At 42.9% G+C, this 14446-nt stretch carries 14 protein-coding genes; 9 read left to right on the forward strand and 5 right to left on the reverse strand.

Features of this window, described 5'->3' with window-relative positions:
* Nucleotides 1–58: 58 nt before the first annotated feature.
* Together thrA and AVL57_RS15395 are read right to left on the reverse strand one after the other, a co-directional pair.
* Nucleotides 59–2524, reverse strand: coding sequence for a bifunctional aspartate kinase/homoserine dehydrogenase I (thrA, locus tag AVL57_RS15390; RefSeq protein ID WP_057789858.1), 2466 nt, complete (start codon nucleotides 2522–2524; stop codon nucleotides 59–61).
* A 329-nt stretch (nucleotides 2525–2853) separates the two neighbouring features.
* Nucleotides 2854–3729 carry a LysR substrate-binding domain-containing protein gene (locus AVL57_RS15395; RefSeq protein WP_057789856.1) on the reverse strand — a complete coding sequence of 292 codons (876 nt, stop codon included), beginning with the start codon at nucleotides 3727–3729 and terminating at the stop codon, nucleotides 2854–2856.
* A gap of 240 nt (nucleotides 3730–3969) precedes the next feature.
* Between AVL57_RS15395 and AVL57_RS15400 the strand changes: the two genes are divergently transcribed.
* Nucleotides 3970–5118, forward strand: coding sequence for an S-(hydroxymethyl)glutathione dehydrogenase/class III alcohol dehydrogenase (locus AVL57_RS15400; protein ID WP_057789854.1), 1149 nt, complete (start codon nucleotides 3970–3972; stop codon nucleotides 5116–5118).
* 71 nt (nucleotides 5119–5189) lie between these two features.
* Here AVL57_RS15400 and AVL57_RS15405 read toward each other — a convergent pair whose 3' ends face one another.
* Both AVL57_RS15405 and AVL57_RS15410 read right to left on the reverse strand, forming a co-directional pair.
* Entirely contained in the window at nucleotides 5190–5834 is a 645-nt protein-coding gene (locus AVL57_RS15405; RefSeq protein ID WP_057789852.1) for a response regulator transcription factor, read from the reverse strand.
* On the reverse strand, nucleotides 5831–6970 hold the full coding sequence (locus tag AVL57_RS15410; protein WP_057789850.1) for a sensor histidine kinase: 1140 nt from the start codon (nucleotides 6968–6970) through the stop codon (nucleotides 5831–5833). The genes AVL57_RS15405 and AVL57_RS15410 overlap by 4 nt, the downstream gene beginning before the upstream one ends.
* Nucleotides 6971–7102: 132 nt before the next feature.
* Here AVL57_RS15410 and AVL57_RS15415 point away from each other — a divergent pair, with 132 nt between their 5' ends.
* The 7 genes from AVL57_RS15415 to arsB all read left to right on the forward strand — a co-directional run bounded on the left by AVL57_RS15415 (nucleotide 7103) and on the right by arsB (nucleotide 11969).
* The gene (locus AVL57_RS15415; protein ID WP_057789848.1) at nucleotides 7103–7873 is read left to right on the forward strand and encodes a hypothetical protein; all 771 of its coding nucleotides are present in this window, start codon (nucleotides 7103–7105) and stop codon (nucleotides 7871–7873) included.
* 66 nt (nucleotides 7874–7939) lie between these two features.
* A complete protein-coding gene (locus tag AVL57_RS15420) occupies nucleotides 7940–8464 on the forward strand; it encodes a hypothetical protein (protein ID WP_057789846.1) in 525 nt (174 codons plus the stop codon).
* Nucleotides 8465–8521: 57 nt separating this feature from the next.
* Complete coding sequence (locus tag AVL57_RS15425) at nucleotides 8522–9169, forward strand: protein tyrosine phosphatase family protein (RefSeq protein ID WP_231701226.1); 648 nt, start codon at nucleotides 8522–8524, stop codon at nucleotides 9167–9169.
* Nucleotides 9170–9293: 124 nt separating this feature from the next.
* Nucleotides 9294–9647 carry a metalloregulator ArsR/SmtB family transcription factor gene (locus AVL57_RS15430; RefSeq protein ID WP_057789843.1) on the forward strand — a complete coding sequence of 118 codons (354 nt, stop codon included), beginning with the start codon at nucleotides 9294–9296 and terminating at the stop codon, nucleotides 9645–9647.
* 53 nt (nucleotides 9648–9700) lie between these two features.
* A complete protein-coding gene (locus AVL57_RS15435) occupies nucleotides 9701–10171 on the forward strand; it encodes an arsenate reductase ArsC (protein WP_057789841.1) in 471 nt (156 codons plus the stop codon).
* The gene (gene arsH, locus AVL57_RS15440) at nucleotides 10171–10890 is read left to right on the forward strand and encodes an arsenical resistance protein ArsH (protein ID WP_138118219.1); all 720 of its coding nucleotides are present in this window, start codon (nucleotides 10171–10173) and stop codon (nucleotides 10888–10890) included. The genes AVL57_RS15435 and arsH overlap by 1 nt, the downstream gene beginning before the upstream one ends.
* Before the next feature lie 65 nt (nucleotides 10891–10955).
* Nucleotides 10956–11969, forward strand: coding sequence for an ACR3 family arsenite efflux transporter (gene arsB / locus AVL57_RS15445; protein WP_057789839.1), 1014 nt, complete (start codon nucleotides 10956–10958; stop codon nucleotides 11967–11969).
* A gap of 105 nt (nucleotides 11970–12074) precedes the next feature.
* Here arsB and AVL57_RS15450 read toward each other — a convergent pair whose 3' ends face one another.
* Nucleotides 12075–12461 (reverse strand): response regulator, encoded by a 387-nt coding sequence (locus tag AVL57_RS15450; protein WP_057789837.1) that lies wholly within the window; start codon nucleotides 12459–12461, stop codon nucleotides 12075–12077.
* 252 nt (nucleotides 12462–12713) lie between these two features.
* Here AVL57_RS15450 and aceK point away from each other — a divergent pair, with 252 nt between their 5' ends.
* Nucleotides 12714–14444, forward strand: a complete 1731-nt coding sequence (gene aceK, locus AVL57_RS15455) for a bifunctional isocitrate dehydrogenase kinase/phosphatase (RefSeq protein WP_082604831.1) — start codon at nucleotides 12714–12716, stop codon at nucleotides 14442–14444.
* The last annotated feature ends 2 nt before the right edge of the window (nucleotides 14445–14446 follow it).

A 14446-nucleotide genomic window follows, 5' to 3' on the forward strand; every position in this document is an offset into this window, starting at 1 on the left:
CTTTTCTTTAATTACTCTTTTAACTTCAGTGGCTCTTTTGTTCTAGAAGAAGAGCCAGTTAGTGTGCCATTTGCTTCCATGGCATAGTACGCAGTATATCTGCAAATACACCCGCAGCCGTTACTGTACCACCTGCCCCATAGCCTCGAATAACATAAGGAATAGGCTGGTAATAATCGCTGTTAATGGCCAACGCGTTTTCGCCGTCTTTTACTTGCGATAATGGGTTAGATGCAGGTACCGCCTCAATAGTTACTTTACACTTATCGCCTTCAATGCTGCCAATATAGCGAAGTACTTTTCCTTCGGCTTTTGCAGCATCTACACGCTTAGCGAATTCAGCATCAAGTTCAGGTAACTGTGTCATGAATTCATCAATGGAGCAGTCTTCGGCAAAACCGGCTGGCAACACTGATTCAATTTCAATATCAGAAAGTTCAAGATCTAGGTCTGCTTCACGAGCCATAATAAGCAGTTTACGCGCAACGTCCATACCACTTAAGTCATCACGGGGATCTGGCTCGGTATACCCATTGTCTTTAGCTGAACCAGTGGCTTGCGATAACGACATGCCTTCTTCTAATTTACCGAATACGTAAGATAAGCTGCCTGACAATATACCTTCGAAACGATGCAACACATCACCGGCACTAAATAGCTTTTGAAGGTTATCGATAACCGGCAAGCCGGCACCTACTGTGGTTTCGTACAAGTACTGACGGTTGGTAGATAATGCCGTCTTTTTCAATTTACGATAGTAGTCTATTGAACTAGTATTGGCTTTCTTGTTTGGTGTCACTACGTGAAAACCATTTTCCATCATGTCTACATATTGCTGAGCAATAGCATCATGACTGGTGCAATCCACAATAACTGGGTTTACTAAGCTATTGTCGTTCACAAACTGCTGCAAACGTTCAACAGAAAGCCCTTCGCTGGCCGCATCTAATGCGGGTTTCCAGTCTTGGTTTAGGTCAATACCTTGGCTATTGAGTAACAACTTACGGCTATTGGCAATACCGTAAACCCGCAACTGAATATTACGATTAAGTAAAGCTGGCTGTTGTTTTGCAATTTGGCTTAACAGCTCGGTTCCCACGTTGCCACACCCTACTAAAAATACATCAATGGTATGGCGGTCTGAGAAAAAATTCTGATGGATTACCTTAACGGCTTTTTTCGCCCGTTTATTTTCAATAACCGTTGAAATAGAGCGTTCTGAAGACCCTTGGGCAATTGCCACGTTATTAACGCGAGCTTGCGCCAACGAGTTAAAGAAGCGCGCCGCTAAGCCCTTCGCATGACGCATACCGTCACCCACTAGGGTAACAATCGCTAAGTCGTGGCGTACTTCAATAGGATCTAACAATTGGTTTTGCAACTCTAACGCAAAAGCATCTTCTAACAAGCTTAATGCGCGATCAGCATCTTTGCTTTGAATACAGAAGCTTATTGAGTATTCAGAAGATGACTGAGTGATTAGGCTTATAGAAATATTAGCATTCGACATTACTTCAAACACACGGCTCGCCATGCCAACCATGCCTTTTAGGCCAGGACCTGCCACGTTGAACATAGTGACATTTTCAAGTTGTGAGATGCCTTTAACCGAGGTCCATTTTTCACTGGCTTCGTTACTAATTAACGTGCCAGGTGCCGCAGGGTTAAGCGTATTACGAATTAGGCAAGGAATATGATGCTGTGCAATTGGCCCAATGGTTTTAGGGTGAAGTACTTTCGCACCAAAATAAGAAAGCTCCATGGCTTCTTGATAAGTTAGCTTATCAAGAAGTACTGCGCCTTCAACCTGATTCGGATCGGCATTATACACGCCGTCTACATCGGTCCAGATCTCACAACAGCTCGCGTCGATACAAGCCGCTAAAATAGCCGCAGAGTAGTCAGAGCCATTGCGTCCAAGCGTTACTTTTTCACCGGCCTCGTTCGCAGCAACAAAACCAGGCATTACCAATAATTCACTGCCATCTACAGGCACATCAGTAAAACGAGCTTTACTTAATGAAACATCAGCAATGCTGTCTAAGTACTCACCTTCTGCAAGAATGTAAGTCACAGGGTCGATAATACGATTTTTAACGCCTTTTGCCGTTAAGATACCGCTAAATAACGTAACCGAGATGTACTCACCAATACTTAATATACCGGCTGCAATATTGTCAGGTGCTACACCTAACAATTTAATGCCATCGAGGTGCTGATTGAGTACACGCAGTTGCGCCTGAATAAAGTCAGTAACATCAGCGTGAGCGAAGCCGCTGAGCTCTTCGTTTAGTGCATCAGCAATACCGGTCACGGTAGACGTCAATTTTTCAAATAGAGGGTGGAAATCTTCGCCAGCGGCTGCTTGCTCACACAAAAGTGACAATGCATTCGTTACCCCTTTAGGGGCAGAAAGTACCACTGCAGCGCCATCGGTTTGGTGGGTGGCCGTGCTAATGTCGTTCACGCGCAAGTAGCGCGGTGCGTCGGCAAGTGATGAGCCCCCAAACTTTAAGACTTTCATGTGCTGCTCCTATATCGGTTACGCCAGGTTACTGCTTTTAACGGTTACTATGACGTGAGTAAAAAAAAGCCCGCTCTCTGTGAGGGCGGGCTTTCGTTGTCTTATGCTTACTTGCACTAGCCAGCGACCGCCCGTTTTAAGGTGGTAATCATAATGCCGGTGGTGCCAATAAGAAGAATCGTTTTCATAGGGTCAATTTGCCGTATAGACGTCTATCTGTCAACCGCAGTTTTCACCATACTGTATTGCAAAAAGTGAAACACAATCCATTTCACATTTCGATTTCAGCGATATTCCATTATAAGTGGCAGAAAATATAACGAAACCCACTATTCATCATCAATTAACTTCGCCGATAGAAAATCAACTAATAAGCGTATTTTTGGCACTAAATGCCTATTCGATGGGAACAATGCCCATACCGCCTCTCGCTTGTCTCGATAGGGCGATAGCACTTCAATTAACTTGCCTGAGGCTAACGAATCGCGCACATAAAACCCTGGAAGTTGCACTAATCCCAGCCCAGCCAAGGCAGCATGATGTAGTGCATTACCACTGTTGTACTTCACACGTCCCTTCACCCTTACGGTTTGTATTTTCCCGTCATGATTAAAGCGCCAGTGAGGCTGTGAACCTACTAAGCACTGATGTTCACTAAGCATGTTGGTACTCGTTGGTGCAGGAAAAGCATGTAAATATTCAGGGCTGGCGCAAACGTAGAGTTGCCGAGTAGCCAGCTTTTTGGCCACCATTGTCGAGTCTTCTAAATTGCCAATGCGGATAGCAAGGTCAAAGCCCTCGTCGATAATATCCATCGTGTCGTTAGTAAACCGGCACTCCACCTCTATACCTTCGTATTTTTTCAAAAACTGATTAATAAGCGGAGCAATAAAAGCCTCGCCAAAGGCGACTGGCACGGTGAGCTTAATTAGTCCTTGGGGTACTTCTTGAAGTTGGCTCACGTTGAGCTCTGCCTCTGCCAAGGCACTTAGTGCGGGCTGGCATTGCTCAAAATAAATGTGCCCAGCTTGAGTCAGTGACACACTTCGAGTAGTGCGGTTGAATAACTTTACCCCTAAACGCTTTTCCACGTTAGCGACTTTTCTACTAATTTGCGCACCTGATGTGTCTAACTTGGTAGCCGCCGCGGTAAAACTGCCAGTACTGGCCACTGCGCAAAACTCTGCAATACCTTCCCACATCATGGCGTTTACCCTTATTGATTCTAGTTTGCTGCATGGTGCTTACAATTGATGATACTCAATAAAGGGCACCGTTTAACTGATAATTAAACACCAACTAATTATTACACTCAAGTAATAATGAATTACCAAATCTGTATTTATAAAACCAGACCTCAGGTCTATAATCTATCTCATAACCTAGACATTACAGGTAGCGGCATCGTGCTGTTTACCCACGCAGTATTATATTAGGAGCATGCCATGACATTAGCATTGAAAGAAGGTCAGACTCATATTAAGTCTAAAGCAGCTGTTGCTTGGGGCCCAGGCGAAGCATTAAAAATGGAAGAGCTTGACGTAGAGCTTCCGAAAAAAGGCGAAGTGCTAGTACGTATTGTTGCCACTGGCGTGTGTCATACCGATGCATTTACCCTTTCAGGTGACGATCCAGAAGGTGTTTTCCCATCTGTACTTGGCCACGAAGGTGGCGGTATTGTTGAAATGGTTGGTGAAGGCGTGACTTCTGTTGAAGTAGGCGACCATGTTATTCCTTTATACACAGCAGAATGCGGTGTATGTAAATTCTGTACGTCTGGCAAAACCAACCTATGCCAAGCAGTGCGTGAAACCCAAGGTAAAGGCTTAATGCCAGATGGTACCAGCCGTTTCTCGAAAGACGGTGAGCCAATCTACCATTACATGGGTTGCTCTACCTTTTCTGAGTACACTGTTTTACCTGAAATTTCATTGGCGAAAGTAAATAAATCAGCGCCCCTTGAAGAAGTCTGCTTGTTAGGCTGCGGTGTTACTACCGGTATGGGCGCAGTACTTAATACTGCAAAAGTGAAAGAAGGCGATACCGTTGCTATCTTCGGCTTAGGCGGCATTGGGCTTTCAGCCATCATTGGTGCCCGTATGGCTGGCGCTAGCCGCATTATTGGTATTGATATTAACGAAAGTAAGTTTGACCTAGCCAAACAACTTGGTGCGACTGACGTTATAAACCCTAAAAATTTCGACAAACCTATTCAGGAAGTCATTGTTGAAATGACTGACGGCGGTGTTGATTTCTCATTTGAGTGTATTGGTAACGTGAACGTAATGCGTTCGGCGTTAGAGTGTTGTCATAAAGGTTGGGGCGAATCGGTGATTATCGGTGTTGCCGGTGCGGGTCAGGAAATCTCTACTCGCCCATTCCAGCTTGTAACTGGTCGAGTATGGCGTGGTTCAGCGTTCGGCGGTGTGAAAGGTCGCTCTGAACTTCCTGGCATTGTTGAGCGTTATTTAGATGGCGAGTTCGGGTTGCAAGAATTCATCACCCACACAATGGGGCTAGATGAAATTAACGATGCATTCGATTTAATGCACAAAGGTGAAAGTATTCGCTCTGTTGTTCATATGAATAAATAGCTCTTAGTTGTCACTATTGCCGTCAAGTGTAAAAGGCCCGCGTTGAGTAACTTATGCGGGCTTTTTTGTGTTTACAACCAACCCAATTCTAGCGCTTTAAGTACTGCTCGGGTTCTGTCTCGTACCCCCATTTTCGCCATAATCGCAGAAACTTGATTTTTAACCGTTCCGGTTGATTTAAACATCGCTTCAGATATTTCTTTATTGCTGTAACCGGCGGCAACTAAGCGTAAAATTTCTATTTCTTTTGGGCTTAAGGTTTCTGGCTGTTCAAACGACTCGAAATTCACTTCTAACCCTTGCAACCCTTTAAGCACTTTTTCGGTTACGCTTGGTTGAATAAGGGTTTCCCCATTAACTACCGATTTAATTGCGCTAATTAAAGTTTCCAGCGAGACATCTTTAAGTAAATATCCTTTCGCCCCCGACTGCATCGCTTGGGTCACCAGTTCGTGATCGTCAAATGTGGTTAGCATAATAACGGGGGTATCGATGTTATGGTCGCGCATGGCACGCAAGGCATCAATTCCCGTCATTTCGGGCATACGAATGTCCATTAATACAATATCTGCACTATTAATAGTAAGCGTATTAATAACTTGGGCACCGTCATCACATTCCGCGACTACTTCAACACTGCTATCCAGTGCCAACAACGATCGAATACCTTGTCGCACTAGCATTTGGTCTTCTACCAACACAACACGAATGCTCATAGCGGCTCCGGCAACAATATATGTGTAGAAAAGCCATGTTTATTAAAACTAAACTTCACTGAGCCACCCGCCTCTTCGATTCGCTCCGACATACCTGTTAACCCATTCCCTAACTGTATTGTTTTTGCCGTAGGCACTTGTTCATCCTGTAGCGTTAATGAATACCCTTCTTGGTTTTTTTCCAAGGTCACATACAAGTGCGCAGACTGCGTATGCTTAATAGTATTGGTTAAGCTTTCTTGTACACAGCGAAGCAAAATATCAGCTGTCGAGACATCTTCAATACTGACATTATCAGCAATAGATAATTGAAGGCTGGGTCGCGGTAAGTCTTTAAATAATGCCCTTACCGCTTGTTGCCAATCTAATGGCGCGTTTTCACGAATATCAGAAACCGCTTCTCGCACATCTGAAAGTAACAACTTTGCTAAGCTGTGACATTGGTCTACATGTGCCTTTACCTCGTCTTGGCCTGCTGCGTTGGCTTTGTGGGAAGCCACCTGCAAGTGAATGGTCAGTGCAGTTAAGTGGTGACCCAGTACATCGTGAATATTTCTGGCAATTCGCAGCCTTTCGTCTTGCCGACCAGCTTGGTGAATAAGTTGCTGGGTACTGGTTAATTGTCGATTTAGTGCTTCGGATTTTTCTCTGGCCGACTTTTCTTTAATAGCCACATTCGACATCATCATGGCAAACAAATTAAATGTCCAAAACAGCGCCGCTGTTAGCCATGCGTGGGGATCTTGCCAATAAAAGGTATGTATCACTCCTAAAGGTAATGCGGCGAATACCGAAACGACCAAACACGTTCCCCACCCTGCATAATAAGGTAACAGTGCCGACCATATCACCAAAAATATAGCAAGGTAGCTGTAGGGAAGTAAGAACAAACCTCCCACTGCCAATAAGTACATTGCAATTAATAGAGGAATACGCCACTTAGGAAGCGTCATATCTCGGCGAGTTATTACGCTAAGGCACGCCGCTATTCCAACAACCACCGCAACAATTAACCATGGCCTGTGGGATGAGGCACCATATTTTGCAAATGCATAGTAAAGCGCTGAGCAACTCACAAACAGCCATGTAACTGAGGCGCTTGCTCGCTCTATATTAAAAAAACTAATTATTTTCATAAACCTATTATTAACTTAAGCGGGAATAAATACATAGGCCAAAAGTCACTTTCTATCTTGTGACTTTCAGCACTAATACAACAAAGAAGATATTGGCAAACTGACTACATCACAACATTAAGGATGTAAGTCATGCAGAACATTCACAGCGCTATCGTTATATTTCATATTATTTGTGGTGCAATATCACTGTTACTTTTTTGGGGGCCATGCTTCACTAAGAAGGGCGGAAAACAACATAAAAAGATAGGTAACATTTACTTGGCCACAATGACGCTGACATCAGTCAGTGGCGTGGTTAGCTCATCATTAGTGCTGCTTGCTCCCCTTCTCATTTTCCCTACAATGCCGGCACATTTTGAATCTGTTGAGTATTTTCTTGCTTACCTTCAAGGCCAATACATATTTTTATTGATGCTAAGCCTGCTGGTTTGGAACAACGTTCGCCACGCAAAACGGGTGCTTGAAGTAAAAGCGAATCGTGCCGAACTTCGTAATATTGAATACTTATGGCTACCCAGCGCATTATTTATCGTGGCCAGCATTGCCTTATATCAAGGCATAAAATACAACATTACACTGACCCAAATTTTTGCCCCCCTTGCTCTTTTTAACTGTATTGGTATTGCACGATATGCATTCAAAAATGACATCGCTAAGGGGGAATGGGTAATTCAACACATTGGGCATATTATCGGGTCAGGCATTGGAGCCTACACTGCGTTTTTCGCTTTCGGTGGCCGCTCGCTATTTCAAAGCCTCCCCCTACTTCAAATAGGAAGTTGGGTATTGCCAAGTTTAATCGGCGTCCCTTTTATTATTTGGCTAAGTAGGAAGTATTTGAATATGTTTAATCCAACTGCCCTTTCGACATCAATCGTTAAAAAACCATCAAACACATAGTGCACTTGCTCTTTACCAGAAAAATATATTAGTGTGTATATATCATACAAAAGGATTTGTGATTTCATGAAAAAGAAAATGGAAAAAAAGCTAAATGTGCTAATTATCCTAGTGTTACTTTCTGCGTCCGCCCCCTGTTTTAGTAAAGCAGATTCTGAGCAGGCACCTGAAAAAGAAAACGACATTGAAACCATAGAAGTCACCGCTAAACTAAAATTGCATCAATTAAAGTACGCTATAAAACAGCGCTCTTACGAATTTTTCGATGTTTTTAATAAGTACAATGATGTACCTGAGTTCGAAGTCATTTGTCATTACCGAGCACCAAAAGGCTCAAAAATAAAGCGAAAAGAGTGTGAATCTCGTTATATAAAAGCGAAAAGAACACAGCTTATTGATATTGCAGTGACAACAGGCGGTAGACTTCCAGACGAAGGGCTTGTTGATATTCAAACTCGAGTCATGCGTATTGAATCACAAATGCACCTGCGCTCATTAATTATCGACAACCCTGAGCTACAAGAAAGTTATAGTTCGTTAAAAGATGCTATGGACCGATATGAAAAGCATAAAGATGCAAGCAAAGAGTAATGCTTTAATCGTTAACGATTATTCCCCTTTTAAAAATATCAATAACGAGACCTTAAAATGAAAATGTTAGTCGCTTTGTCGTCAGTTTTATCTATCGCATTAACCCTGAGTAATGCATACGCGAACCAAGCAGCTGAAAGCACAGAAACTAATAACGTAGAAGCTAAAGTTAGCTCTGAAACGACGCCTACGCCTAACATTGAAATTACTCTCGACTCGTTAACCAATTACCAAGTCAATAACGACCACATGGTGAGTTCAGGGTTACCTTCTGCTGCACACTTTCAATTATTAAAAGACGAAGGCGTAAATCGGGTTATCGATTTAATACCCGGCGATAGACTGCAAGAACAGCAAGTGGTTGAGGGGTTATCGCTGAACTATCACAATGTTCAGGTTGAATGGGAAAACCCCACCCTTGCTAATTTCAAAGAGTATATTGGCTATATGGCACTAGGGAACTCAAATGACGATAAAGTGCTTACACACTGTAAATTGAATTGGCGGGGCGCTGTATTTACCTACTTATACCGCATTACCGCATTGGGTGAGTCAGAACTATCGGCAAAACAAGACTTACTTGCTATTTGGCAACCTAACCAAACATGGTTTGCGTTTATGAATACGGTTATCGACGACTTCAATGCAGGAAATAACGCAAACATTTCCACAACCGTCACTCCACAAATAGAGCCCCCAAAATAAAACTCACAATTCAATAACCCACCTCCTAAGTAGTTAGCTTACTGACTTACTCTTTTCGCTTTACATATACGAAAAATCATATACGATATGCAACATATATGATTTAACGTATTTGAGATGAGTGATGACTGCATCAGTATCTTCAAAATGTGTGTCGCTTTCACCGCTGTCATTGTTTAAATGTCTGGCGGAAGAAACTCGGCTAAAAACATTATTAATGCTTTGTGTAAAAGACGAGCTTTGCGTGTGCGATCTCACAGAAGCCCTTAACCTCAGCCAACCTAAAATTTCTCGTCATTTAGCCGATTTACGCAAGTGCGAGCTAGTGGCTGACGAACGCCGTGGTAAGTGGGTTTATTATCGTTTAAATCCAGCTCTTCCAGCATGGGCAAAAGAGGTTCTTCATTTATCTGCCAGCAGCAATGCGGAATACATTAAAGACGCACTGAACAATCTCAAATGTGACACGGACTGTTAATCGCTCTTCTTACTTTATTCAAATATGTGACGTAAACCACCAGGATTTTTGTAATGAAAATATTGTATATCTGCACGCACAACCGTTGTCGTAGCATCCTTTGTGAAGCCATTACTAATGCTTCAAGCCATTCATCCTTAGAAGCGCGCAGTGCGGGAAGCCAACCTGTGGGTGAAGTACATCCTTTGTCATTAAAGTACCTAGCCGAGCAAGGCTATAGTACAGATGGGCTTAAAAGCGAATCTTGGGATGACTTTGAAGACTACCAGCCTGACATCGTTATTACTGTATGTGACTCTGCGGCCGGTGAGGCCTGCCCTGTATACTTCGGTAATTCACTAAAGCTGCACTGGGGTCTTGAAGATCCGTCGAAAATAGAAGGCAGTGAAGAAGACAAAGCTCAAGCGTTTTATAACACTATCGATATTATCGAAAAACGCGTTGCCGCACTTACCGATATTGTTTCTCGCAAACTCGCTATTGAAGACATTAAAAAAGCCCTGCAAGAAAAAGGAGCGCAATAATGTCTGAACCAGCATCACCTTCTAGCAATTTAGTGGCAAGCGTTGCGCCTTCACCAACTTCTGAAGATTTCGCAAAAACGTACTCTGAACACAAGCCGCGTATATTATTACTTTACGGATCGTTACGAGCGCGTTCTTACAGCCGACTCGTGATTGAAGAAAGCGCACGATTGCTTGAATACTATGGTTGTGAAGCCAAAATTTTTGACCCAACAGGCTTGCCTCAGCCGGATACCGAAGATGAAACCCATCCCAAGGTAAAAGAGCTTCGTGAATTAATGATGTGGTCTGAAGGGCAAATTTGGTGCTCTCCTGAGCGTCATGGAAGCATGACAGGCATTATTAAAAGTATTATCGATTGGGTGCCATTAAGCATTGGCGCGGTTCGTCCAACCCAAGGAAAAACGCTAGCGGTAATGCAAGTAAGCGGTGGTTCCCAGTCATTTAACGCAGTAAACCAAATGCGAGTGCTTGGTCGTTGGATGCGCATGTTGACCATTCCAAACCAGTCATCGGTAGCAAAAGCCTTTTTAGAATTTGAAGACAATGGCCGGATGAAGCCATCTTCGTACTATAACCGCATCGTCGATGTAGTAGAGGAATTGGTGAAATTTACCCTGCTGACTCGCGACAACAAGGATCATCTTGTTAATCGCTATTCTGAGCGTGTTGAAAGCGCAGAGGAATTGAGTAAACGCGTTAACCAAAAAACGATTTAATCAACACCATAGTAGCTAGCTACTATCAACATAAAAGACATTAAAACCATTAAGGACAGTGTCTCATGGGATTTTTTGAACGATACCTCTCTGTATGGGTGGGGCTTTGTATTATTGCTGGCGTAACTGTCGGAAGCCTTTTCCCTGATTTTTTTGCCCTGGTTGCAAGCCTTGAGTACGCCCACGTAAATTTGGTTATAGCGGTACTGATTTGGCTCATGATTTACCCTATGATGATTCAAATTGATTTTTCATCTATCAAGGATGTAGGTAAAAAGCCTAAAGGGCTGGTGCTCACTCTCGTGGTGAACTGGCTTATCAAGCCTTTCACTATGGCACTACTTAGTTGGTTATTCTTTAAAGGCATTTTTGCCGACTGGGTAGACCCACAAACGGCCACAGAATATATCGCGGGTATGATTTTACTTGGCGTAGCCCCTTGTACCGCCATGGTTTTTGTGTGGAGCCATTTAACTAAAGGCGATGCCAACTACACCTTGGTGCAGGTCTCGATTAATGACTTAATAATGATCATCTTGTTTGCCCCTATTACCGCGATGCTTCTAGGTGTTACTGACATTACAGTACCTTGGGATACCTTACTTCTCTCGGTTGTCCTATACGTGGTACTGCCACTAATTGCAGGAGTAGTAACCCGCAAAAAGATTGAGAAAAAAGGCGAGCAAGCCGTTACCGCAATTATCGAACGCTTAAAGCCATTCTCAGTCCTTGGGCTATTAATTACCATTGTATTGCTGTTTGGCTTTCAAGCAGAAACAATATTGGCTCAACCTCAAGATATAGTGCTTATCGCGATTCCGCTTCTTATTCAAACCTACGGTATTTTTGCGATAGCGTATTTTGCAGCGAAAAAAATGAAGCTACCACACAATATTGCCGCGCCAGCTTGCATGATTGGTACATCTAACTTTTTCGAACTGGCCGTGGCTGTTGCCATTTCATTATTCGGCTTACACAGTGGTGCCGCGTTGGCGACTGTAGTTGGTGTGTTGGTTGAAGTGCCTGTAATGTTGTCGCTGGTGTGGTTTGCCAATAAAACCCGCCACTGGTTTGAATAGGCCGATAACCGGTACGCACGAGTTAGTGCAGATGCAAAAAGGAGCTCATTGAGCTCCTTTTTTAATATTCTTTATTTTTAGTTGTTTCTTTATTTTCTTCGTTCTTTAACATGCCATGGTTTCTGGCAGAATAAATCCGTAGCGTTTTAAGGTAGTTTCTAAAGGCAGTCGTTTAAGCGGCTTTTCAATGAACGCCAGAGCGCCCAACTCCATCACGCGGTTTTGCATTACTGGCTGAATATCACCTGAAATGACTACAACAAACACTTCAATTTTACGGCGCTTTATTTCTTCAAGCACACCAACTCCATCGAGTATCGGCATGGTTAAATCTAGCAGCACTAAATCAATGCGATGATGCCCCATTATTTCGAGCGCATCCACGCCATTAGAGGCTTCAAAAATTTCACTCGCTAATCCATCGGGCAAGTTACGGCGCGCCATTTTTCTCGCTAGCGCCGAATCGTCACAAATCAGAATGTTGAAGCTCATGGTCTACTCTTAGTAATCTACAAGTACTTAATTCGCTACATAGAATTGGTAGCTGTAAATGTATTGTCGAAAACGTGGATGAATAAAGTAAGGTTAAGACTATATTAAACGAAAGTATAAAAAAACACTTTTAGGCTAATTTTCCAGTAGCTTATCGTAAATTTTTGTTATTTTAGGAGGTATATGCAGCCAAACTTAAAAATAAAACTCACTGCGGCGCATGAAAAATCACTAATTGTTAAAGGCTAAATTATGCTGGATGTCACCCTTTCTAAAAAAGTCGCTTATCAAATTCTTTCTCATTTTGATAAGAGCTATCGTTGGTTTACGCGTATCACGAGAGGTGCCCAATCTCGATTTGAACAAGGCCAATGGAAAGAAATTCAGCTAGCGTCAAAAGAGCGCATTACCATTTATGAGCAAAGCCTTTCCGATGCCGTTGCCGATGTTTACCATTTAACTGAAGTACACAAAAAGAATGACGAATTTTGGCAAGAGCTAAAGAAGACGTTCGCACGACAACTTGAAGGTCACCCGCAATTTGAGCTGGCCGAAACCTTTTATAACTCAGTAATTGGGCGTTTATTCAAGCACCGCAAAATAGACAACAGCATGATGTTTGTATTGCCAAGTCGCTGCTTTTTACCCGGCCAAGACCGAGATAAGGTCATTCACAGCTTCGATACCACTACCACGGTGCGCGAGATGTACGTGTCTATATTCAAAATCTATCGCTACGGCATCCCTTTTGAAGACTATGAACGTGACATGCAAAACCTTGAAGAAGCACTTAGAAAGCGATTAACCACACAGCAATTGGCCAGCGTTCATACCGTCGAACTTCTAAAGCCCACGTTTTTTAGAGGAAAATCAGCGTATCTTATTGGCAGAATTTGTATGCCAGAAGAAACCCTTCCTTTTGTTATCTCGTTGCAACGCAGTGATGAACACACATTGTTCGTAGATGCATTACTTACACACAGAAGTGATTTGAGCGTTATTTTCGGTTTTGCCAGAAGTTACTTCATGGCTGATACCCAAAACCCAGCAGAAGTGGCTGCGTTTTTACAAGAACTCCTACCCAATAAAAAACACTTTGAGCTATACATGTCACTGGGTCACTACAAGCATGGAAAAACGGTCTTTTATCGAAACTTCCTCGATCACATGGATACCACTGACGATCACTTCGAGGCCGCGCCTGGTATTAGAGGATTGGTAATGATGGTTTTCCACCTGCCCTCTTACGGTGTGGTGTTTAAAATCATCAAAGATGAATTTGCAGAAAGTAAGAAAATTACTCGGGAGCATGTTAAAGACTGCTACCGGTTAGTGAAAATGTCAGATCGTGTAGGGCGAATGGCAGACACCCATGAATACGTTAACTTTCGCTTTCCCTTGGCGCGTATCGACCCATTGCTAGTGGAAGAGCTAAAGGAAACCTGCGCATCTAGCCTAGAATTTACCGAAGATGAACTTGTCATCAAGCATTTATACATAGAACGTAAAATGACGCCGCTTAACTTGTATCTTCAACAAGAAGAAGATGAAGATAAAATACGCAGCGCTTTAAACGAACTCGGACTTTGTATTAAGCAGATTGCCATGGCCAATATCTTCCCAGGCGATATGTTACATAAAAATTTCGGTATTACGCGTCATGGCAGAGTTATCTTTTACGACTATGATGAAATATGTTTAATGAACGAACGTCATTTTAGAGCGCTACCCAAATCAGATGACCCTTATGCGATGGACATGTTGTCGGTTGGTCCAACCGATGTTTTCCCCGAGCAGTTTGAGCATTTTATTGTTGGAAAACGGAAACTTAAGGATATTTTGAAGTCGTTACATGGTGACCTGATGACCCCTGAATACTGGCACGAAGTACAGATGAAATGTGCTCGCGGGGACATTCAACATTTTACGCCATATAACGCTAATGTCCGTTTTAATAGGGGTGTTAAAAGCATCTCAAAGTGATC

It is taken from the genome of Alteromonas stellipolaris (genome assembly GCF_001562115.1).
In the GTDB taxonomy this organism is placed as follows: Bacteria; Pseudomonadota; Gammaproteobacteria; order Enterobacterales; family Alteromonadaceae; genus Alteromonas; species Alteromonas stellipolaris.

Bases quoted from the DNA above. Each gene is read 5' to 3' on its own strand.
- thrA (WP_057789858.1), bottom strand. From the start codon at position 2,524: ATGAAAGTCTTAAAGTTTGGGGGCTCATCACTTGCCGACGCACCGCGC.
- AVL57_RS15395 (WP_057789856.1), bottom strand. From the start codon at position 3,729: ATGATGTGGGAAGGTATTGCAGAGTTTTGCGCAGTGGCCAGTACTGGC.
- AVL57_RS15400 (WP_057789854.1), top strand. From the start codon at position 3,970: ATGACATTAGCATTGAAAGAAGGTCAGACTCATATTAAGTCTAAAGCA.
- AVL57_RS15405 (WP_057789852.1), bottom strand. From the start codon at position 5,834: ATGAGCATTCGTGTTGTGTTGGTAGAAGACCAAATGCTAGTGCGACAA.
- AVL57_RS15410 (WP_057789850.1), bottom strand. From the start codon at position 6,970: ATGAAAATAATTAGTTTTTTTAATATAGAGCGAGCAAGCGCCTCAGTT.
- AVL57_RS15415 (WP_057789848.1), top strand. From the start codon at position 7,103: ATGCAGAACATTCACAGCGCTATCGTTATATTTCATATTATTTGTGGT.
- AVL57_RS15420 (WP_057789846.1), top strand. From the start codon at position 7,940: ATGAAAAAGAAAATGGAAAAAAAGCTAAATGTGCTAATTATCCTAGTG.
- AVL57_RS15425 (WP_231701226.1), top strand. From the start codon at position 8,522: ATGAAAATGTTAGTCGCTTTGTCGTCAGTTTTATCTATCGCATTAACC.
- AVL57_RS15430 (WP_057789843.1), top strand. From the start codon at position 9,294: ATGACTGCATCAGTATCTTCAAAATGTGTGTCGCTTTCACCGCTGTCA.
- AVL57_RS15435 (WP_057789841.1), top strand. From the start codon at position 9,701: ATGAAAATATTGTATATCTGCACGCACAACCGTTGTCGTAGCATCCTT.
- arsH (WP_138118219.1), top strand. From the start codon at position 10,171: ATGTCTGAACCAGCATCACCTTCTAGCAATTTAGTGGCAAGCGTTGCG.
- arsB (WP_057789839.1), top strand. From the start codon at position 10,956: ATGGGATTTTTTGAACGATACCTCTCTGTATGGGTGGGGCTTTGTATT.
- AVL57_RS15450 (WP_057789837.1), bottom strand. From the start codon at position 12,461: ATGAGCTTCAACATTCTGATTTGTGACGATTCGGCGCTAGCGAGAAAA.
- aceK (WP_082604831.1), top strand. From the start codon at position 12,714: ATGCTGGATGTCACCCTTTCTAAAAAAGTCGCTTATCAAATTCTTTCT.